The organism is Nocardioides salsibiostraticola, assembly GCF_054783655.1.
The window spans coordinates 59,793-79,364 of sequence record NZ_BAAGQD010000003.1 but is presented as its reverse complement, the minus strand read 5'-3'; the positions used below and the strand labels follow the sequence as shown (position 1 = coordinate 79,364).

The 19,572-nt window shown below is 66.5% G+C and carries 30 protein-coding genes; 5 read left to right on the top strand and 25 right to left on the bottom strand.

Annotated features, from left to right (window positions below; translation table 11 throughout):
* Positions 1-175: 175 nt before the first annotated feature.
* The 24 genes from map to rpsJ all read right to left on the bottom strand — a co-directional run bounded on the left by map (position 176) and on the right by rpsJ (position 12,672).
* The gene (gene map, locus ACYVLV_RS02810) at positions 176-991 is read right to left on the bottom strand and encodes a type I methionyl aminopeptidase (RefSeq protein WP_460807530.1); all 816 of its coding nucleotides are present in this window, start codon (positions 989-991) and stop codon (positions 176-178) included.
* Positions 992-997: 6 nt separating this feature from the next.
* The gene (locus ACYVLV_RS02805; protein ID WP_460807528.1) at positions 998-1,573 is read right to left on the bottom strand and encodes an adenylate kinase; all 576 of its coding nucleotides are present in this window, start codon (positions 1,571-1,573) and stop codon (positions 998-1,000) included.
* Between the two features lie 2 nt (positions 1,574-1,575).
* Positions 1,576-2,871: a preprotein translocase subunit SecY gene (secY, locus tag ACYVLV_RS02800; RefSeq protein ID WP_460807527.1), complete on the bottom strand. Its 1,296-nt coding sequence runs from the start codon at positions 2,869-2,871 to the stop codon at positions 1,576-1,578.
* 163 nt (positions 2,872-3,034) lie between these two features.
* Entirely contained in the window at positions 3,035-3,475 is a 441-nt protein-coding gene (gene rplO / locus ACYVLV_RS02795; RefSeq protein WP_460807525.1) for a 50S ribosomal protein L15, read from the bottom strand.
* Position 3,476: 1 nt separating this feature from the next.
* Positions 3,477-3,659, bottom strand: coding sequence for a 50S ribosomal protein L30 (rpmD, locus tag ACYVLV_RS02790; RefSeq protein ID WP_460807524.1), 183 nt, complete (start codon positions 3,657-3,659; stop codon positions 3,477-3,479).
* Entirely contained in the window at positions 3,659-4,291 is a 633-nt protein-coding gene (gene rpsE, locus ACYVLV_RS02785) for a 30S ribosomal protein S5 (RefSeq protein ID WP_460807523.1), read from the bottom strand. Before rpsE ends, rpmD begins: the two co-directional genes overlap by 1 nt.
* Before the next feature lie 34 nt (positions 4,292-4,325).
* Complete coding sequence (gene rplR / locus ACYVLV_RS02780) at positions 4,326-4,709, bottom strand: 50S ribosomal protein L18 (RefSeq protein WP_460807521.1); 384 nt, start codon at positions 4,707-4,709, stop codon at positions 4,326-4,328.
* Position 4,710: 1 nt separating this feature from the next.
* Positions 4,711-5,250, bottom strand: coding sequence for a 50S ribosomal protein L6 (rplF, locus tag ACYVLV_RS02775; protein ID WP_460807519.1), 540 nt, complete (start codon positions 5,248-5,250; stop codon positions 4,711-4,713).
* A gap of 33 nt (positions 5,251-5,283) precedes the next feature.
* Positions 5,284-5,685, bottom strand: coding sequence for a 30S ribosomal protein S8 (gene rpsH / locus ACYVLV_RS02770; protein WP_460807518.1), 402 nt, complete (start codon positions 5,683-5,685; stop codon positions 5,284-5,286).
* A 110-nt stretch (positions 5,686-5,795) separates the two neighbouring features.
* Positions 5,796-5,981 carry a type Z 30S ribosomal protein S14 gene (locus tag ACYVLV_RS02765; RefSeq protein WP_010831721.1) on the bottom strand — a complete coding sequence of 62 codons (186 nt, stop codon included), beginning with the start codon at positions 5,979-5,981 and terminating at the stop codon, positions 5,796-5,798.
* Between the two features lies 1 nt (position 5,982).
* Positions 5,983-6,576, bottom strand: a complete 594-nt coding sequence (gene rplE, locus ACYVLV_RS02760; RefSeq protein WP_460807516.1) for a 50S ribosomal protein L5 — start codon at positions 6,574-6,576, stop codon at positions 5,983-5,985.
* On the bottom strand, positions 6,576-6,941 hold the full coding sequence (gene rplX / locus ACYVLV_RS02755) for a 50S ribosomal protein L24 (RefSeq protein WP_460807515.1): 366 nt from the start codon (positions 6,939-6,941) through the stop codon (positions 6,576-6,578). Before rplX ends, rplE begins: the two co-directional genes overlap by 1 nt.
* Positions 6,941-7,309 carry a 50S ribosomal protein L14 gene (rplN, locus tag ACYVLV_RS02750; RefSeq protein ID WP_460807513.1) on the bottom strand — a complete coding sequence of 123 codons (369 nt, stop codon included), beginning with the start codon at positions 7,307-7,309 and terminating at the stop codon, positions 6,941-6,943. Before rplN ends, rplX begins: the two co-directional genes overlap by 1 nt.
* Positions 7,306-7,605: a 30S ribosomal protein S17 gene (gene rpsQ, locus ACYVLV_RS02745; protein WP_460807512.1), complete on the bottom strand. Its 300-nt coding sequence runs from the start codon at positions 7,603-7,605 to the stop codon at positions 7,306-7,308. The genes rplN and rpsQ overlap by 4 nt, the downstream gene beginning before the upstream one ends.
* Entirely contained in the window at positions 7,602-7,865 is a 264-nt protein-coding gene (gene rpmC, locus ACYVLV_RS02740) for a 50S ribosomal protein L29 (RefSeq protein ID WP_460807509.1), read from the bottom strand. The genes rpsQ and rpmC overlap by 4 nt, the downstream gene beginning before the upstream one ends.
* A complete protein-coding gene (gene rplP, locus ACYVLV_RS02735) occupies positions 7,865-8,284 on the bottom strand; it encodes a 50S ribosomal protein L16 (protein WP_460807507.1) in 420 nt (139 codons plus the stop codon). The genes rpmC and rplP overlap by 1 nt, the downstream gene beginning before the upstream one ends.
* Positions 8,285-8,286: 2 nt before the next feature.
* Positions 8,287-9,147 (bottom strand): 30S ribosomal protein S3, encoded by an 861-nt coding sequence (gene rpsC, locus ACYVLV_RS02730; protein ID WP_460807506.1) that lies wholly within the window; start codon positions 9,145-9,147, stop codon positions 8,287-8,289.
* Positions 9,147-9,590, bottom strand: coding sequence for a 50S ribosomal protein L22 (rplV, locus tag ACYVLV_RS02725; RefSeq protein WP_460807505.1), 444 nt, complete (start codon positions 9,588-9,590; stop codon positions 9,147-9,149). Before rplV ends, rpsC begins: the two co-directional genes overlap by 1 nt.
* Positions 9,587-9,868: a 30S ribosomal protein S19 gene (rpsS, locus tag ACYVLV_RS02720; protein ID WP_460807504.1), complete on the bottom strand. Its 282-nt coding sequence runs from the start codon at positions 9,866-9,868 to the stop codon at positions 9,587-9,589. The genes rplV and rpsS overlap by 4 nt, the downstream gene beginning before the upstream one ends.
* A 10-nt stretch (positions 9,869-9,878) precedes the next feature.
* Entirely contained in the window at positions 9,879-10,712 is an 834-nt protein-coding gene (gene rplB / locus ACYVLV_RS02715; protein ID WP_460807502.1) for a 50S ribosomal protein L2, read from the bottom strand.
* A 27-nt stretch (positions 10,713-10,739) separates the two neighbouring features.
* Positions 10,740-11,045, bottom strand: a complete 306-nt coding sequence (rplW, locus tag ACYVLV_RS02710) for a 50S ribosomal protein L23 (RefSeq protein WP_460807500.1) — start codon at positions 11,043-11,045, stop codon at positions 10,740-10,742.
* Positions 11,042-11,683: a 50S ribosomal protein L4 gene (gene rplD, locus ACYVLV_RS02705; protein ID WP_460807499.1), complete on the bottom strand. Its 642-nt coding sequence runs from the start codon at positions 11,681-11,683 to the stop codon at positions 11,042-11,044. The genes rplW and rplD overlap by 4 nt, the downstream gene beginning before the upstream one ends.
* A 2-nt stretch (positions 11,684-11,685) precedes the next feature.
* Entirely contained in the window at positions 11,686-12,342 is a 657-nt protein-coding gene (gene rplC / locus ACYVLV_RS02700) for a 50S ribosomal protein L3 (protein WP_460807497.1), read from the bottom strand.
* A 21-nt stretch (positions 12,343-12,363) separates the two neighbouring features.
* The gene (rpsJ, locus tag ACYVLV_RS02695) at positions 12,364-12,672 is read right to left on the bottom strand and encodes a 30S ribosomal protein S10 (protein ID WP_008360994.1); all 309 of its coding nucleotides are present in this window, start codon (positions 12,670-12,672) and stop codon (positions 12,364-12,366) included.
* Between the two features lie 764 nt (positions 12,673-13,436).
* Here rpsJ and ACYVLV_RS02690 point away from each other — a divergent pair.
* From ACYVLV_RS02690 to ACYVLV_RS02670, 5 genes are read left to right on the top strand one after another with little or no spacing between them, the layout of a single operon-like run.
* Positions 13,437-14,396: a hypothetical protein gene (locus ACYVLV_RS02690; RefSeq protein ID WP_460807495.1), complete on the top strand. Its 960-nt coding sequence runs from the start codon at positions 13,437-13,439 to the stop codon at positions 14,394-14,396.
* On the top strand, positions 14,396-15,043 hold the full coding sequence (locus ACYVLV_RS02685; protein ID WP_460807493.1) for a DUF4129 domain-containing protein: 648 nt from the start codon (positions 14,396-14,398) through the stop codon (positions 15,041-15,043). The genes ACYVLV_RS02690 and ACYVLV_RS02685 overlap by 1 nt, the downstream gene beginning before the upstream one ends.
* Positions 15,040-16,203 carry a DUF4350 domain-containing protein gene (locus tag ACYVLV_RS02680; RefSeq protein ID WP_460807491.1) on the top strand — a complete coding sequence of 388 codons (1,164 nt, stop codon included), beginning with the start codon at positions 15,040-15,042 and terminating at the stop codon, positions 16,201-16,203. Before ACYVLV_RS02685 ends, ACYVLV_RS02680 begins: the two co-directional genes overlap by 4 nt.
* Positions 16,200-17,213: an AAA family ATPase gene (locus tag ACYVLV_RS02675; RefSeq protein WP_460807490.1), complete on the top strand. Its 1,014-nt coding sequence runs from the start codon at positions 16,200-16,202 to the stop codon at positions 17,211-17,213. The genes ACYVLV_RS02680 and ACYVLV_RS02675 overlap by 4 nt, the downstream gene beginning before the upstream one ends.
* Positions 17,213-18,505, top strand: a complete 1,293-nt coding sequence (locus ACYVLV_RS02670) for a DUF58 domain-containing protein (protein ID WP_460807489.1) — start codon at positions 17,213-17,215, stop codon at positions 18,503-18,505. Before ACYVLV_RS02675 ends, ACYVLV_RS02670 begins: the two co-directional genes overlap by 1 nt.
* A 32-nt stretch (positions 18,506-18,537) precedes the next feature.
* Here ACYVLV_RS02670 and ACYVLV_RS02665 read toward each other — a convergent pair whose 3' ends face one another.
* A complete protein-coding gene (locus ACYVLV_RS02665; RefSeq protein WP_460807488.1) occupies positions 18,538-19,542 on the bottom strand; it encodes a stage II sporulation protein M in 1,005 nt (334 codons plus the stop codon).
* Between the last annotated feature and the right edge of the window lie 30 nt (positions 19,543-19,572).

Sequence of the window (19,572 nt, the reverse complement as noted above, 5' to 3'; positions counted from 1 at the left end):
CGACGCCCTCATCGCCCTGATCATGCTCAGCCTCGGCGGCCACCGACCACACCTCCCCGGACGAACATGACCCACACATCAGTCACAAGAGCCCGAGTCGGCGCCAATTGTCGAAGTTGCGCCGACTCACCGGTTCTCAGGCGTCAACACACGCCGACTCACCGGATCTCGAACCTCAGCCCCCGAAGGGGACACCCAGCCGGGCCAGTTCGGTCTCGCCGCCGTCGAGTGCGGTGAGCACCCAGACCCCGCGGTCGGTGAGGGCGAAGGAGTGCTCGAAGTGGGCCGCTACGGATCCGTCGGCACTGACCACTGTCCAGTCGTCGGCCAAGGTGCGCGTGTTCGGACTGCCGAGGGTGATCATCGGCTCCACGGCCAGAGCGATCCCAGTGACGAGCTTGGCTCCGCGACCGGCGCGGCCGAAGTTGGGTACGTCGGGGTCCTGGTGCATCTCGGTGCCGATGCCGTGGCCGGTGAATTCCTCGACGATCCCGTAGTCGCCGCACGCGTCGACGTACTGCTCCACGGCGTGGCCGATATCGCTGACCCGGCCGCCTTGTCGAGCGGCGCCGATCCCGCGCCACATCGACTCCTCCGTCACGCGAAGCAACTCGGCCACCTGCGCACTCGCCTCGCCCAGGACGAAGGTGAGGGCGGCGTCCCCGTGCCACCCCTCCACGATCGCGCCGCAGTCGATGGAGACCACGTCACCCTCGACCAGGATCCTGTCGCCGGGGATGCCGTGCACGACCTCGTCGTTGATCGAGGCGCAGATCGACCCGGGAAACCCGTGGTACCCCTGAAAGGACGGCACCGCGCCGGCGGACCGGATCGCGTCCTCGGCGATCGCATCGACCTCGCCAGTGGTCATCCCCGCCCGGGTCGTCGCACGCAGCATCGCCAGGGTCTCCCCCACGACGAGACCGGCACGTCGCATGACGGCGATCTGATCCGGTGTCTTGATCTGCACCCGACGGTGTCGCAGGCGCACCTGGACCTAGCTCTCGCTGATCTGGTCCAGGGCTTCGAAGATCCGTTGGGTGACGTCCTCGACCTCGCCCATCCCGTCCACCTCGATGAGGATGCCGCGTTGGCGGTAGACGTCGATCAACGGTTCGGTCTGCTCGGCGTACACCTCCTGGCGACGACGGATGACCTCTTCGGTGTCGTCGGCGCGACCCTCGGTCTCCGCGCGCTGCAGGAGCCGAGCGACGATCTCCTCGGAGTCGACGGTGAGGACCACCGCGGCGTCCAGGGTGTGCCCGGTGTGGGAGATCATGCCGTCGAGTTCCTCGACCTGAGCCACCGTGCGGGGGTACCCGTCGAGCAGGAACCCCGGGCGGGCGTCGTCCTCGTCGATGCGGTTACGCACCATCAGATTCGTCACCTCGTCCGGGACGTATTCGCCGGAGTCCATGTACTTCTGGGCTTCGACGCCTAGTTCGGTTCCCTTGGACACGTTGGCGCGGAAGATATCGCCGGTCGAGACCGCAGGAATGCCGAAGTGATCGGCTACGTGGGTGGCTTGTGTGCCCTTACCGGCTCCCGGGGGCCCCATCAGAATCAGACGCATGACTATCGGAGGAATCCTTCGTAGTTGCGCTGCTGGAGCTGGCTCTCGATCTGCTTGACCGTATCGAGCGCCACTCCGACCATGATGAGGATGGACGTGCCGCCGAACGGGAAGTTCTGGTTCGCATCGATCAGCACCAGGGCGATCAGCGGAATCAGAGAGATCAGACCAAGATAGAGAGCACCTGGCAACGTGATGCGGGACAGGACGTAGGACAGATAGTCCTCGGTCGGCTTCCCTGCCCGGATCCCGGGGATGAAGCCGCCGTACTTCTTCATGTTGTCTGCCACCTCATTGGGGTTGAAGGTGATCGACACGTAGAAGTAGGTGAAGAAGACGATGAGCCCGAAGAACGTCGCCATGTAGAGCGGATGTCCACCTCCGACGAAGTAGCGGGAGACGAAGATCAGCACCGGGTTCTCGGTGTTGGGGTTGAACTGCACGGCCATGGCCGGGAGATAGAGCATCGACGAGGCGAAGATGACCGGGATGATGCCGGCCTGGTTGACCTTGAGCGGAATGTACGTCGAGGAGCCACCGAACATCTTCCGCCCGACCATCCGGCGGGCGTACTGGACCGGGATCCGACGCTGGGACTGTTCGATGAAGATGACCGCCGCGACGATCACCAGACCCACCGCGATCACGATGGAGAAGACCCACGGTCCCTGCGACTTCTGGACCTGCCACAAGGCGACGGGGAAGGTGGCGACGACCTGGCAGAAGATCAGGATCGACATACCGTTGCCGACGCCGCGGTCGGTGATGAGCTCGCCGAGCCACATGATGACCGCGGTGCCCGCCGTCATGGTCACGACCATGACCAGGAAGGTCGAGGTGTCGTTGCTGTGCAGCAGCGGTTGGTCACACTGCAACAGTCCGCCCGACCGGGCCAAGGCCACGATGCCGGTGGCCTGAAGGAGCGCTAGGCCGAGGGTGAGGTAACGGGTGTACTGAGTGATCTTCGTCTGACCCGCCTGACCCTCCTTCTTCAGCGCTTCGAGCCGTGGGATGACCACGACGAGCAGCTGCAGGATGATGCTGGCGGTGATGTAAGGCATGATCCCGAGCGCGAAGATCGTCAACTGGAGCAGCGCGCCGCCGGAGAACAGGTTGATGAGGTTGTAGACACCCTCATTGTTGGCCTGATCACCGAGACACCGCTGGACGTTGGCCACGTTCACACCCGGAGCGGGGATCTGAGATCCGGCACGGAAGATGGTGACGATCATCAGGACGAACAGCAGCTTGCGCCGCAAGTCCGGTGTCCGGAATGCGTTCAGGAACGCACTGAGCACGAGATCCTCTTTCTGCAGCAGATTGGGGACCCTCCGTCAGGTCTCCGGACTTGCTTCCCGGGAGGGTCGCAAGTCCGAAGCCTAACAGGGGCTGACCAAGGACACGGCTCGCAGAACGAACCGTGTCCTTACGCCCGGGGGCGTGACAGGCGAAGCCGAACCGTCATACGACGGTGGTCGATCCTCCGGCTGCTTCGATCTTGTCCTTCGCCGAACCGGAGAAGGCGTTCGCGCTCACGGCGACCTTGACGGTCAGGTCACCCTGGCCGAGCACCTTGACGGGGTAGCCCTTGCGGACCGCCCCACGCGAGATGAGCTCATCCACGGTGACGTCGCCGCCCTCGGGGAACAGCGAGCTGATCCGGTCGAGGTTGACGACCTGGAACTCGACCTTGAACGGGTTCTTGAAGCCCTTGAGCTTCGGCAGCCGCATGTGAAGGGGCATCTGCCCACCCTCGAACGCGGCGGGAACCTGGTTACGAGCCTTGGTGCCCTTGGTGCCTCGTCCTGCGGTCTTGCCCTTGGAGGCCTCACCGCGACCCACGCGGGTCTTGGCGGTCTTGGCCCCGGGGGCGGGACGCAAGTGGTGAAGTTTCAGCGTCATGTCACTCGACCTCCTCGAACGTCACCAGGTGACGAACGGTGTGGACCATTCCGCGGATCTCCGGGCGGTCTTCCTTGATCACGGTGTCGCCGATCCGCTTGAGCCCCAGCGAGCGAATGGTCTCGCGCTGATTGGGCTTGCAGCCGATCGTCGACTTGAGCTGTTGCACCTTCAACTGCGCCATCAGGAGGACACCCCCGAAGCGGCTTCCTTCGCGTCGGCCTCGCCTTGGGCGCGAGCCCGCAGCAGGGCGGCCGGGGCCACCTGCTCGACGGTCAGTCCGCGACGTGCCGCAACCGACTCGGGCGTCTCCAACATGCGGAGGGCCTCGACGGTGGCGTGCACGATGTTGATCTGGTTCGACGACCCGAGCGACTTGCTCAGGATGTCGTGGATGCCGGCGCACTCGAGCACCGCACGCACGGGTCCACCAGCAATCACACCGGTACCAGGAGCGGCGGGACGCAGCATCACGACACCGGCCGCCTTCTCGCCCTGGACGGGGTGGGGGATGGTGCCCTGCACGCGAGGAACGCGGAAGAAGCTCTTCTTCGCCTCCTCGACGCCCTTGGCGATCGCCGCGGGCACCTCCTTGGCCTTGCCGTATCCGACGCCTACCAGTCCGTCGCCGTCACCGACGACGACCAGAGCGGTGAAGCTGAACCGACGACCACCCTTGACGACCTTCGCGACACGGTTGATGGCCACGACGCGCTCGACATACTGGTTCTTGTCGGCGCCCTGTCCGCGACCACCGTCACGACCACGGCCGCCGCCCTGGCCCCCGGCGCGCTGTCCACGCTGAGCTCCACTCATGAGTCTCTTCCCTCTTTCCGTACTGACTTGACCATCAGAAGGTCAGGCCGCCCTCGCGGGCGCCATCGGCTAGGGCCGCGATCCGGCCGTGGTACTTGTTGCCAGCGCGGTCGAAGACCACGCCATCGATCCCGGCCGTCTTGGCCCGCTCGGCGACGAGCTCGCCGACCTTCTTCGCCTTGGCCGTCTTGTCCCCGTCGAAGGAGCGCAGGTCGGCTTCCATCGTCGAGGCGTACGCCACGGTCTTGCCCACGAGGTCGTCGACCACCTGGACACTGATGTGCTTGGTGGACCGGGTGACCACGAGACGCGGTCGTTCGGCCGTACCGGAGATCTTCTTGCGCCCACGCTTCTGGCGCAGCAGACGCGAACGCTGACGCGTCGCGGTGTTCTTGTTGTGCCTCAGAGAGATCGCCATGTCACTTACCAGCCTTTCCGACCTTGCGGCGGACTAGCTCGCCGGCGTAACGCACGCCCTTGCCCTTGTAGGGCTCGGGCTTGCGCAGTTTGCGAATGTTCGCGGCGGTCTCGCCGACGAGCTGCTTGTCGATCCCGTTGACCGCCATCTTGGTGGGGGTCTCGACGGCGAAGGTGATGCCCTCCGGCGCGTCGAAGGTGATCGAGTGGGAGTAGCCGAGCTGGAACTCCAGCTGCGTGGGGCCCTTGGACAGGACCCGGTAGCCGACTCCGACGATCTCGAGCTTCTTCTCGTAGCCGTCGGTGACTCCGACGACCATGTTGTTGACCAACGTGCGGCTCAGCCCGTGCAGGGCCTTGCTCTCACGCTCGTCGTCGGGGCGGTTGACGTCGAGGACGCCGTCGTTCTGGGTCACCGTGATCGGTGCGGCCACGGTGTGCGACAGGGTGCCCTTGGGGCCCTTGACCGTCACGTGCGCCTGGTCGATGGTCACGGTCACACCGGACGGGACCGCGATGGGGAGCTTGCCAATACGCGACATGCTGTATATCTCCTCTGGTCTCGTAGGTCCGGGTTACCAGACGTAGGCGAGGACTTCCCCACCTACGCCCTTCTGGTTCGCCTGGCGGTCGGTGAGTAGCCCTTGGCTGGTCGAGATGATCGCGACACCGAGGCCGCCGAGCACCTTGGGCAGGCCGGTGGACTTGGCGTAGACGCGCAGTCCGGGCTTGCTGATCCGGCGCACACCGGCGAGCGAACGCTCACGGTTGCGGCCGTACTTCAGCACGACGGTGAGGGTCTGGCCCACACCCTCGTTGTCGGCGACGGAGAAGGAGGTGATGTACCCCTCCTGCTTGAGGATCTCAGCAACGCCCTGCTTCAACTTGCTGTAGGGCATTGCGACCTCGTCGTGGAACGCCGTGTTGGCGTTGCGCAGACGCGTGAGCATGTCTGCAATCGGGTCAGTCATCGTCATTGCGGTTGTGTTCTCTCTCTTCTGTGGTTTCCACGCGGACTACGTCCGAACGGACCTTCAGCGGTTGGTATGGAGTGGTCTCGACAGTCTCGACCAGCGGCGGACTCGGATCACCAAGAGGACTTGGTGACTCCGGGGAGCTCGCCACGGTGGGCCATTTCACGCAAGCAGATCCGGCACAGGCCGAACTTGCGGTAGACCGCCTTGGGGCGACCGCAGCGCTGGCAACGGGTGTACCCGCGCACGGCGAACTTGGGCTTACGAGCCGCCTTGACCTTCAGCGAAGTCTTCGCCATGTCAGTTGCCTTCCTTGAACGGGAAACCGAGCTGCTTGAGCAGCGCCCGGCCATGGTCGTCGGTGGTCGCCGTGGTGACGACCGTGATGTCCATGCCCCGCTGACGGTCGACCTTGTCCTGGTCGATCTCGTGGAACATGACCTGCTCGGTCAGACCGAACGTGTAGTTGCCGTTGCCGTCGAACTGGTTGGCCGAGAGTCCACGGAAGTCGCGGATACGCGGCAGGGCCAGGGACAGCAGGCGGTCGAGGAACTCCCACATGCGGTCTCCACGCAACGTCACGTGGGTACCGATCGGCATGCCTTCGCGCAGCTTGTACTGGGCGATGGACTTGCGGGCCTTGGTCACCGACGGCTTCTGACCGGTGATCGTGGTCAGGTCGCGGATGGCGCCCTCGATCAGCTTCGAGTCGCGAGCAGCCTCACCGACACCCATGTTGACCACGATCTTGGTCAGGCCGGGCACCTGCATGACGTTGGTGATTTCGAACTCGGACTGCAGCGCCGGAAGGATCTCTTCGCGGTAGCGGGTCTTCAGTCGCGGGACGGCTGGGGCCTCGGTGGCCGTGCCTTCCTCGGTCTGGGTCTCGGTCATCAGATCTCCTCACCGGTCTTGCGCGAGATGCGGACGCTGCGGGTCGAGTTGTACGTCGAACCGTCGGGGCGACGCTTGGTGACCTCGTCACGGCGGAAGCCGATCCGAGTCACGCCATCACCCTCGACCAGCATCACGTTGGACACGTGGATGGCAGCCTCGGTGGTGATGATGCCGCCGGTGGTGCCGGCGCGACCGCCCTGGTTGACCACCTTGGTGTGCTTCTTGATGCGGTTCACACCTTCGACGATGACCCGGTGGTCCTCACGCAAGACCTTGATGACCTTGCCCTCGGCGCCCTTGTCCTTGCCAGCGATCACCTTGACGGTGTCACCCTTCTTGATGTTCACAGAGTTCTTTCCCATCAGAGCACCTCCGGAGCCAGCGAGATGATCTTCATGAACTTCTTGTCGCGAAGCTCGCGGCCCACGGGACCGAAGATGCGGGTGCCGCGTGGCTCGCCGTCGGTCTTGAGGATCACAGCCGCGTTCTCGTCGAATTTGATGTAGGAACCGTCGGGACGACGGCGTTCCTTGACAGTGCGCACGATGACGGCCTTGACGACGTCGCCCTTCTTGACGTTTCCGCCAGGAATCGCGTCCTTGACGGTCGCGACGATGACGTCACCGATGCCGGCGTACCGGCGACCGGAGCCACCGAGCACACGAATGCAGAGGATCTCCTTGGCGCCGGTGTTGTCGGCAACCTTCATCCTCGACTCTTGCTGAATCACTTGGCCTTCTCCAGAATCTCCACGACGCGCCAGCGCTTCGTGGCTGAGAGGGGACGGGTCTCCATGATCAGGACACGGTCGCCGACGCCGCAGGCGTTGGGCTCATCGTGAGCCTTCAACTTGCTCGTACGACGCAGCACCTTGCCGTAGAGGGCGTGCTTGACACGGTCCTCGACGGTGACCACGACGGTCTTGTCCATCTTGTCGCTCACGACCAGGCCTTCACGGACCTTACGCGCGTTGCGCTCGGCCGATCCGGAGTCCGCGGGCGTGGTTGCCTCGGTGTTCTCGCTCACGCGCTCGCCTCTTCCTCATCTGTGGCGTTGGGGCTTTCTGAGTCCGGAGCGGTGCGAATCCCGAGCTCACGCTCACGCACCACGGTGTAGATCCGGGCAATGTCCTTCTTGACTGTGCGCAGTCGGCCGTGGCTCTCCAGTTGGCCGGTGGCCGCCTGGAAGCGGAGGTTGAAAAGCTCCTCCTTGGCCTCGCGCAGCTTCGCTTCGAGGTCGACGTTGTTGAAGTCGTCGAGCTCGTGCGCCTTGGTGCCCTGAGCCATCAGAAGTCACCCGCCTCTCGAGAGATGTACCGGCACTTCATCGGGAGCTTGTGCATCGCGCGGCGCATGGCCTCGCGAGCAGTCTCCTCATCGACACCGGAGAGTTCGAACATGACACGGCCGGGCTTGACGTTGGCGATCCACCACTCGGGTGAACCCTTACCGGAACCCATCCGGGTCTCGGCCGGCTTCTTGGTCAGCGGGCGGTCGGGGTAGATGTTGATCCACACCTTTCCGCCGCGCTTGATGTGACGGGTCATGGCGATACGAGCGGACTCGATCTGTCGGTTGGTCACATAGTGACCCTCGACGGCCTGGATCCCGTAGTCGCCGAACGCGAGCGTGGTGCCGCCCTTGGCCGCGCCGCGGCGCTTGGGGTGGTGCTGCTTACGGTGCTTGACCCTGCGTGGCATCAACATGGTCAGCTCTCCTTCCCGGCATCGCTGGCCGCGGGGGCCGCGCTGGAAGCTGCATCGGCCGCGGGTGCAGTCGACGTGCTCGGCTGGCTTGAGGGGGCGGTGGTCTCGCGGTCGGCCCGGGTGGGACGGTCTCCACGGGATCCGCGGGTGGGGCGCTCGCCGCCACGCTGGGGACGGGCACCGCCGCGGCCGGGGACACCGGCACGCGCTGCGGCCTGGGCCTGACGCTCGGCACGGGTGCCGGCGACCTCGCCCTTGTAGATCCAGACCTTCACGCCGATGCGGCCGAAGGTGGTCTTGGCCTCGTAGAACCCGTAGTCGATGTCCGCACGCAGGGTGTGCAACGGAACGCGACCCTCACGGTAGAACTCGGTGCGGGACATCTCGGCGCCGTTGAGACGACCCGAGCACTGGATCCGGATGCCCTTGGCGCCCGAACGCATGGAGGTCTGCATGGCCTTGCGCATGGCACGACGGAACTGCACACGACCGGCGAGCTGCTCGGCGACACCCTGAGCGACCAGCTGGGCATCGATCTCGGGGCTCTTGACCTCGAGAATGTTCAGCTGGACCTGCTTGCCGGTGAGCTTCTCGAGCTCGCCGCGGATGCGGTCGGCCTCGGCGCCACGGCGACCGATGACGATGCCGGGACGGGCGGTGTGGATGTCGACGCGGACCCGCTCACGGGTGCGCTCGATCTCCACCTTGGAGATGCCTGCCCGCTCCATGCCCTTGGAGAGCAACTTGCGGATCGCGACGTCTTCGCCCACATAGGCCTTGTAGAGCTTGTCGGCGTACCAACGCGACTTGTGGTCGGTCGAGATTCCGAGGCGGAAGCCGTTCGGGTTGATCTTCTGGCCCATCAGGCACTCCGTCCGTTCTTCTTGGTCTTGAGCTTGGCTGCGGCAACCACGTCAGCGGGCTGAACCACCACGGTGATGTGGCTGGTGCGCTTGTTGATCCGCGTGGCCCGGCCCTGGGCCCGGGGGCGCCAGCGCTTCATCGTCGGGCCCTCGTCGACCTGACAGTTGGACACGATGAGGTCACCAGCGTCCAGACCCTCGGTCGACTCGGCGTTGGCGATCGCGCTCTCGAGGATCTTGTAGACCGTCTCGGAGGCCGCCTGCGGGGCGAACTTCAGCAAGCTGAGTGCGTCCTCGACGGGCATGCCGCGGACCAGGTCCACGACTCGGCGGGCCTTCATCGGCGTGATGCGCACGAAGCGCGCGCTGGCGAAGGAGCCGGGCTGGTCGCCGAGCAGGGTGTTGCGACGGGCGCTGGTACGCCGGCGTTCGGTGGTGCTCATCGACGCTTCCCCTTTCGGTCGTCCTTGACGTGCCCGCGGTAGGTGCGGGTGGGCGCGAACTCGCCGAGCTTGTGACCGACCATCGAGTCGGTGACGAAGACCGGGATGTGCTTGCGTCCGTCGTGCACCGCGAGCGTGTGGCCGATCATGGCCGGCACGATCATGGAGCGGCGCGACCACGTCTTGATCACGTTGTGGGAACCCTTGTCGTTCTCCGCGTCCACCTTCTTCATGAGGTGGTCGTCCACGAAGGGACCCTTTTTCAGGCTGCGAGGCATCTCTAACTTCCTAGCGCTTCTTGCCGGACTTGCGGCGGCGGATGATCTGGGAGTCGCTGGCCTTGCGCTTACGCGTACGGCCTTCAGGCTGGCCCCACGGCGAGACCGGGTGACGACCACCGGAGGTCTTGCCCTCGCCACCACCGTGCGGGTGGTCGACCGGGTTCATGACAACACCGCGGACGGTCGGGCGCTTGCCCTTCCAACGCATCCGGCCGGCCTTGCCCCAGTTGATGTTGGACTGTTCGGCGTTGCCGACCTCACCGACGGTGGCGCGGCAGCGCACGTCGACGAATCGCATCTCACCCGAGGGCATCCGCAGTGTGGCGCGGGACCCTTCACGGGCGACGAGCTGGGCCGAGTTGCCGGCCGAGCGAGCGATCTTGGCACCGCCACCGGGACGCAACTCCACACAGTGGATGGTCGTACCGACCGGGATGTTGCGCAGCGGCAGGTTGTTGCCGGGCTTGATGTCGGCCCCGACGCCGGACTCGATCATCGTCCCCTGGGAAAGGTCCTTGGGAGCGATGATGTAGCGCTTCTCGCCGTCTGCGAAGTGCAGCAGCGCGATGCGAGCGGTGCGGTTGGGGTCGTACTCGATGTGAGCGACCTTGGCCGGGATCCCGTCCTTGTCATAGCGACGGAAGTCGATGACGCGGTAGGCACGCTTGTGACCGCCGCCCTGGTGCCGGGTGGTGATCCGGCCCTGGTTGTTGCGGCCGCCCTTCTTGGGCAGCGGACGCGTCAGCGACTTCTCGGGCGTGGTACGGGTGATCTCGACGAAGTCGGCGACCGACGAGCCACGACGGCCCGGGGTGGTCGGCTTGTACTTACGGATAGCCATCTTTCAACCTGTCCTATCGATGCCCGGTCAGGAGACCGGGCCTCCGAAGATGTCGATGCGGTGGCCCTCGGCGAGGCTGACGATCGCGCGCTTGGTGTCCTTGCGCTTACCCAGGCCGTTGCGGGTACGCCGCGTCTTGCCCTTGCGATTGATCGTGTTGACCGAGGTCACCTTGACGTTGAACACCTTTTCGACCGCGATCTTGATCTCGGTCTTGTTGGAGTCGGGACTCACGAGGAAGGTGTACTTGTTGGCGTCGAGGAGGCCGTAGCTCTTCTCGGAAACCACGGGTGCGATCAGGATGTCGCGGTGGTCCTTGTGCAGGGTGCTCACTTCTGCTCGGCCTCCTTCTTCGTCGATGCGGTCTTGTAGGAGCCGCTGACGAGGGCGTCATAGGCGCCTTCGGTGAAGACCACGTCGTCCGAAGCCAGGACGTCGTAGGTGTTCAGCTGGTCGACGGCGACGATGTGGACCTCCTGCGCGTTGCGCAGGGAGAGCCAGTTGACGGTGTCGGTGCGCTCGAGGACCACCATGAAGCGGTTGCGTCCGTTGACCTCGAGGCCGGCCAGGGCGGCCAGAGCCGACTTGGTCGACGGGGCGTCACCCTCGACGAGCGAGGAGAGAACGTGGATCCGACCGTTGGCGGCCCGGTCCGAGAGGGCTCCGCGCAGGGCGGCGGCCTTCATCTTCTTGGGAGTGCGCTGGTCGTAGTCGCGCGGCTTGGGGCCGTGTACGACGCCACCACCGGTCCACTGCGGTGCGCGGGTCGAGCCCGCACGGGCGCGGCCGGTGCCCTTCTGCTTGTGGGGCTTGCGTCCACCGCCGCGAACCTCGCCGCGGGTCTTGGTGGAGTGGGTTCCCTGGCGGGCCGCAGCCTGCTGGGCGACGACGACCTGGTGAATCAGGGCGACGTTGATCTTGGCGGCGAAGATCTCCGCGGGCAGATCGACCTTGACGGTGTTGGTAGCCATGCTCAGACCTCCTGCTTCTTCGCGGCCGTACGCAGGACGATGACGCCACCCTTGGGGCCGGGAACGGCACCCTTGAGCAGGATCAGGCCCCGGTCGACGTCCACGGCGTGAACGGTGACGTTCTGGGTGGTGACGGTGTCCGAACCCATCCGGCCGGCCATGCGAACACCCTTGAACACGCGACCGGGGGTCGCGCAGGCGCCGATGGAGCCGGGCTTGCGGTGGTTCTTGTGGGCACCGTGGGATGCGCCGACGCCGTGGAAGCCGTGACGCTTCATGACACCGGCGAAGCCCTTGCCCTTGCTGGTCCCCGTCACGTCGATGATCTGACCCGGCTCGAAGGTCTCGACCGAGACCTCCTGGCCGATCGTGTACTCCGACGCGTCGGCGGTACGGATCTCGACCACGTGGCGACGCGGCGTGGTGCCCGCCTTCGCGAAGTGACCGGACTGGGGCTTGTTGACCTTACGGCCCTCGATCTCGCCGAAACCGACCTGGATGGCGTTGTAGCCATCGGTGGAGGGCTGACGGACCTGGGTGATCACGTTGGTGCGGGCGTCGATGACGGTCACCGGGACGACTCGGTTGTTCTCGTCCCACAGTTGGGTCATGCCCAACTTGGTGCCCAGGAGGCCCTTCACATTGCGTTCAACAGTCATGGCTCGTTCTCCGTCCCTGACCTAGAGCTTGATCTCGATGTCGACGCCGGCAGGCAGGTCGAGTCGCATGAGCGAGTCGACTGTCTTCGGGGTCGGATCGATGATGTCGATGAGGCGCTTGTGCGTACGCATCTCGAAGTGCTCGCGGCTGTCCTTGTACTTGTGGGGCGAGCGAATGACGCAGTAGACGTTCTTCTCGGTCGGCAACGGCACCGGGCCTGCGACCTTCGCGCCCGTACGGGTCACCGTGTCAACGATCTTGCGCGCCGAGGTGTCGATCACCTCGTGGTCATAGGCCTTGAGCCTGATGCGGATCTTCTGTCCCGCCATAGGTCTCTCTCGTCCTTACTCTGTAGAGCTGCTTGCGTGTGGGCCGCGTTTCGGTCCGAGACGTCCTCCGGTTTGAGTCGGTCTCTCCTGCTGCTCACCCTCACCCCGCCGACCCCCGCGGTCGGGCGTGTCGCTCGTAATTCGCGACGCGAGACCAGGATCTGCGTTATGTGGCTGTGGGTGCCTGACGGAATTTCATCAGACTGATCGGGTCTCCCGGTATGACGCGAACGCACCTGCGTACTACCTATCTCGCTCCACGCTGAACTTGCTGAGCTGGGAGACACGATTCAGTAGTCAAGGTATGCCGCGCCCCGACGACCCGCCGGAGCAACCTGGATATCTTGGCAGAGATCTGTGGTCGTACCAAATCGAACCGGGAAGCTCGTTCCAGTCCGGCCCGCACCGATCTCTCCCAGCGACATCCAGCCTGCCCCCAGGGTGCCATGGGACCTCCGTTACGGGGAATCCGCCTCGGCGCGGCCCGCCCCGGACGTCAGTGACAAGATGACGCAACTCGATAGCGTGAGGGAGATATGTCCGAACAACAACCACCGACCGGGCCGAGCCACGAATCCGCGACCGGGTCGCCCCCTCCCCCACCCCCCGGGTATCAACCCGAGCCCGGTCAGCCCGCGCCCGGTTGGGGGGCCACGCCTCCGCCGCCCGGCGCACCGCCGCCGTCACCCGGGGGCAGTCAGCCCGGGCCGTTCGCGCCGCACCCCGGTCCGGCACCCCAGGGCCCCTGGCGGCCCACTCCCGGGATGCTGGGAGCCGCCCACAAACCCGGCGCCCTGCCGTTACGACCCCTCGGGCTCGGCGACATGTACGACGGCGCCTTCCGGATCATCCGGTTCAATCCCAGGGCGACCGTCGGGGCCGCCGTACTGGTCGCGGCCATCACGATGACCATCCCCATCCTGGTGACCGCCGTCCTGAGCTTCACGATCGGCACGGCTCTGGACGTGAGTGGGGAGGCTTCGGTAGACGCGACGACCGAAGAGATCGTCGGGCTGGTGGGATCCTTCGGGTCGCTGTTCACCGGTTTGTTCCTGCTCCAGTTCGGACTGATCTTCGTGACCGGGATGATCGCGCACGTCACGGCGGCCGCTGCCGTGGGGCGCCGGCTCAGCCTGGGCGAGGCGTGGGCCGCTACCCGGGGCAAGCGGTGGCGTCTGGTGGGGCTGACCCTGTTGATCAACGCGGCGGCTCTCCTGCTGCTCACCATCTACGTGCTGGCATGGGTCGGAGTGGTCATCGGCTCCGATGCCGTGTTGCCCATCGTCCTCTGGGGCGTCATCAGTGTTCCGTTGTTCCTCGCCGCGATGGCGTACTTCTGGATTCGGTTCTACTACCTGCCCGCACCGGTGCTCATGCTCGAGGACGTCGGGGTGTTCGGGGCGATCGCTCGTGGCTACCGCTTGACGGCTCGACAGTTCTGGCGGACCTTCGGGATCGCGCTGCTGACCTTGTTGATCGCCAGCATCGCCGGCAACCTCCTCGCCTTTCCTGTGGGGATCGTGGGTAATGTCGTGATGCTCGCGGTGCCGCAGTACGCCCTGTTGATCCTGGTGCTGAGCCAAGCAATCAGCTCGGTGATCACCACGGCCTTCGTGGCTCCTTTCACCGCGACGGTCGCCTCCACCCAGTACCTCGACCAGAGGATGCGCAAGGAGGCCTACGACATCGAACTGATGCGACAGGCTGGGATCACCGTCTCGTGATGTCCGGGTCGGCCGGGCAGACGACAGGAGCCCTCGGGACTCTTCTGCGACTGGACCCACCCCTCGACCCGTCCTCGGACGAAGGTCGGTCGCTGCTCCGGCGAGAACTGCTCGAGCCCCGCTACAACGACCAGAACCTGCTGGAGCGCCTGCTCAACGCCATCATGCGCCGCATCGACGGCGGGATCAACGCGGCGTCGAACATCGGGGCACTGCCGACCTTCGCGGCGATGCTCGTCCTCCTGGCGTTGGTCCTCGCCCTGGGTTGGTTGGCGTCGCGTGCGCGGCGGAGCACCACGGCCGACGCCACGACCCGGGCCGTGCTCACCGACGAGATCGTGACCGCCGACCAACTGCGCCTGCGCGCCGAAGAGGCCATGGCCCAGAGTCGGTTCGAGGACGCCGTGGTCGAGGCCTTCCGGGCCCTGGCCGTACGACAGGTCGAGCGTGGCCGTTTGGAGGACTCCCCCGGCACCACCGCTCACGAGGTCAGTCAGGTCCTGGCGCGCGAGTACCCCCACCAGCGCGCGCGGATGGACCTCAGCGCGAACCTGTTCGATGCCGTTCTGTACGGCGACCGCTCGGCCACCAGGGAGCAGGCGCTCGACGTCCTGGCCCTCGACGACGAGATGGCGAGCGTGCGATGAACGCCTCACCTGTCGCCACCGAGGTGCGCACCCCTCCTCCGGGGAGGGCCGCCCTGGCCTGGTTGAAGCGCCGCCGGGCCACTGTGGTGATCACCCTGGCCCTCCTCGCCGCCGTGCTGGTCGTGGTCCTCTCCCAGGACGGGGTGGCGAACGGAAACGATCTCGATCCGCAGAACCCGGGCCTGGGCGGTGCCCAGGCGTTGGCCCAGGTGCTCGGCAACGAAGGCGTCGACGTACAGATCGTGCGTTCCGCCGACGCGCTGGCCAGCGCGTCGGCCGGCGCTGATGCGACGGTGGTGGTCACCTCGACACAGAACCTGGGGCCCAGCACGGTGGAGCGACTGGTGGACGACACCGCGGGGGCCACCCTGATCGTCGTGGACGCCGGGCCGGGCACCGTCGATGCCTTCCCCGGTCTCCCCACGCCTTCTCGGGACGGCCTGAACGACGGTCGTACGGCGCAGTGCGGACTCGCAGACCTCGACGGGCTCACCCTCGAGGTGGACAGTGCCTACACCTACCCGGGGTCCGACGGCTGCTTCAGCCAGGACGGCCGCTCCGTGCTGCTGTCCAACGGGCCTGCGCTTTTCTTCGGCGGTGGCCGGTCGCTGACCAACGACCAGATCCTGCGCGCCGACAACGCCGCCATCGCCCTGCGCACGTTGGGTCAGCGCGAGCGTCTGGTGTGGTACGTCCCCGACTTCCGCGACGTGATCGCCGGCGAGTCCACGACCCTGTCGAGCCTCATCCCGCGGTGGATCATGCCGGGTCTGTGGCTGGCCGCCCTGTCGGGTCTGGCCCTGATCCTCTGGCGGGGCCGTCGATTCGGTCCCCTCGCCAGCGAGCCGCTCCCCGTGGTCATCAAGGCGATCGAGACGACCCGCAGTCGGGGTCGCCTCTACCGTCGAGCCGGCGACCGAGCCCACGCCGCTGCAGCGCTGCGCCAGGCGGCCCGTCGTCGGGCCGCTGAGCGTCTGCGGTTGGGTCGTGGCACCCCCGAGGACACCCTGATCCGCGACCTCGCTCGCCACCTGGGGCGAACCGAGGCCGAGGTCGCCGCCCTGTTGGGCACCCACGCCCCCGTACCGAGCAACGATCGAGACCTGATCACGTTGGCCAACGACCTGGCCGAGATCGACAGAGAGGCACACACCCCATGAGCGAAACCCCCAGTCAACACGAACAGCCCCCCTATGAGCCCGCTTCCCCGCCCGCCCCTGCTGGTGACGCCCGTGAGCGGCTCGCTGCGGTGCGCACCGAGGTCGCCAAGGCGGTCGTCGGCCAGGACGCCGCGGTCTCCGGTCTGCTGGTGGCGTTGCTGTGTGGCGGGCACGTGCTGATGGAGGGGGTCCCCGGGACGGCCAAGACCCTGTTGGTCCGCACCCTGGCCGAATCCCTGTCGGTCAGTACGTCGCGCGTGCAGTTCACCCCCGACCTGATGCCGGGCGACATCACCGGTTCCATGGTGATCGCCTCCTCGGCCGGCGAACTGAGCTTCCGCGAGGGGCCGGTGTTCACCAATCTGCTCCTCGCCGACGAGATCAACCGGACTCCCCCGAAGACCCAGTCGGCGCTGCTGGAGGCCATGGAGGAGGGGCAGGTCTCGGTGGACGGCGTTTCGCGCCAGTTGCCCCGACCCTTCCTGGTGGCCGCCACCCAGAACCCGGTCGAGTACGAAGGCACCTACCCGCTGCCCGAGGCGCAGTTGGACCGTTTCCTGTTGAAGGTCGTGCTGCCGATCCCCGAGCGGGAGCAGGAACTGGAGATCCTGCGTCGTCACGCCGGCGGTTTCGACCCCCGCGACGTCGCGGGGGCGGGAGTGCGAGCCGTGGCGGGCGCTGCCGACATCGAGGCGGGCCAGGTTGCCGTGAGGAAGGTGCAGGTCTCCCCCGAGGTGGCTGGCTACATCGTCGACATCGCCCGGGCGACCCGCGAATCGCCCTCTCTGTCTCTGGGGGTCAGCCCCCGGGGAGCGACCTCGTTGCTGCGTTCGGCGCGGGCCTGGGCCTGGCTCAGCGGTCGGGACTTCGTCACGCCCGACGACGTGAAGTCCCTGGCCAATGCCACCCTGGTCCACCGGCTGGGGCTTCGTCCCGAGGCCGAGCTGGAAGGGGTGGACGTCGCTCAGGTGCTGGCCTCCGCCCTGGGTTCGGTACCGGTTCCCCGCTGATGGTCGTCACCGGGCGCCTGGTCGCACTGCTCGCTCTGGGCATCGGGCCCGTCGTCCTGCGACCCGTCCTGAGCACCGTGTGGCTCTGGCTGTTGGTGGTCGTGCTGGTGTCCCTGATCGACTGGCTGCTTGCCCCACGACCTTCCTCGCTCGGGTTGACCCGTCGATCCATCGGTACCGTGCGCCTGGGTCACGAGACCTGCTCCGAGGTGGTCGTGGCCAACCAGGGAACGCGGAAGGTCCGCGCTCTGGTCCGCGACGCCTGGCAGCCCTCGGCGGGCGCCACCGGCAACCGGCACCGGGTGGGCATCTCCCCCGGCGACCGCCTGCTCATCCGCACGCCCCTACGGCCGACCCGACGAGGGGACCTGCGCGCCCTGGGCCTCACGGTGCGGATCCTCGGTCCGCTCGGGCTCGTGGCTCGGCAGCAGACCATCGAGGTGCCGGGGTCGGTCCGTTCGCTGCCGCCCTTCGAGTCCCGCAAGCATCTCCCCTCCCGGCTGGCCAGACTTCGCGATCTGGACGGTCGTTCGGCGGTCCGTATCCGGGGCGCCGGCACCGAGTTCGACTCGCTGCGTGAGTACGTCCGGGGGGACGACGTACGTTCCATCGACTGGCGTGCCTCGGCTCGGAACCGCAACGTGGTGGTCCGTACCTGGCAGCCCGAGCGCGACCGCCGCGTGGTTCTGGTCCTCGACACCTCACGTACCTCGGCGGGCCGGGTCGACGACGTACCCCGGTTGGACTCCGCGATGGACGCCGCTCTGCTCCTGGCCGCGCTCGCGGCCCGGGCCGGGGACCGGATCGACTTCGTCGCCGGTGACCGACGTGTCCGATCCCGACTGCGTTCAGCCGGGTCCAAGGACGTGTCGTCCAAGCTCCAGGACGCGATGGCTGATCTCGAGGCGGTCATCGCCGAGGCCGACTGGGACGCGTTGGCCGGCGCGGTCCAGAGCTTCGGCAAGCAGCGGGCCCTGGTCGTGCTCCTCACGCCCCTGGAGTCCTCGGCGATCGAAGAGGGCCTGTTGCGGGTCCTCCCCACCCTGACCCGGCACCACCGGGTCGTCCTCGCCTCGGTCCGCGATCCCGCCCTGGACGCGTTGGCGTCGACCCGAGGGTCCATCGACGAGGTGTACGACGCCGCAGCGGCCGAGCAGGTGCTGCGACGCCGACAGCGCACATCGGAACTCCTCGGCCGTCTCGGCGTCGACGTGATCGACGCGGACGCCGAATCGTTGCCGCCGGCCCTCGCCGATCACTACCTGGCCCTGAAGGCCCGCGGTCTGCTCTGACGCTCCGACCTGGCGCTGGTTGAGGCGGGAGCTCAGGCCTGGGTGGCGACCCGGTCCTCGAGGAGCGCGGCGTCCAGGTCACCGGTGAAGCCCCGGTTCACCGCGTTGCGGCCGAGGATGAAGACGTAGGCGAAGAAGACCGTTTCGGCGACGATGCCGATGCAGACCCGGGCCCACGTGGGCAACGGTGAGGGCGTCACGAAGCCCTCGATGACGCCGCTGATCAGCAGCACCACGACCAGTCCCAGAGCCACCGTGGCCGCCGTACGACCCTCCCTGGCCATCGACGCGGTGCGCGTGAGGTCTCCGGGTTCGATCCAGGACCAGAACAGCCGTAGGCCGACCCCGCCGGCCACGAAGACGGCGGTGAGTTCGAGCAACCCGTGCGGGAGGATGAGCCCCCAGAACAGACTGCCCCGGTCGTTGTTGATCATGATCGAGCCGACGATGGCGAGGTTCAGCACGTTCTGGAACAGCAGGTAGAGCACCGGAGCCCCGAGCACCCCCAGGGCGATACACAGGGCGGCGACCCAGGCGTTGTTGACCCAGACCTGGGCGGTGAAGTTGCTGGCCGCGAATTCGCTGTAGTAGCCCTCGAAGTCGTTGTTCACCAACTGGTTGATCTCCTCGGGGGCGAGCAGGCTCTGCTCCACCGTCGGGTTGGCCAGGAACCACAGCATCATGGCCCCGGTGACGACCACGTTGGCCGCGATCGTCCACAGCCACCACCGGCGCAGCCGATAGAGCGCCGCCGGGAACCGCTCGGTGAAGAACGACCCGATGCTGGCCCAACTCCCGACTCGTGTGCCGACCGCCCGGTTGCGAGCGCGCGACAACAGGGACGACAGGTGGGCGATCAGGGCGCCGTCGGGTGCCGAACTGCGCACGACCGACAGGTGGGTCGCGACCTGTTGATACCGCTCGACGAGTTCATCGGCCTCGGCGCCCGTCAGACTCCGGGTCGTGGTCAGTTCTTCCAGCCTCGCCCAGTCCCGAGAGTGGGCCATCACGTACGCATCGAGGTCCACAGCCGCCATGTTACTGACCGTCGTTACTACTACCGGACC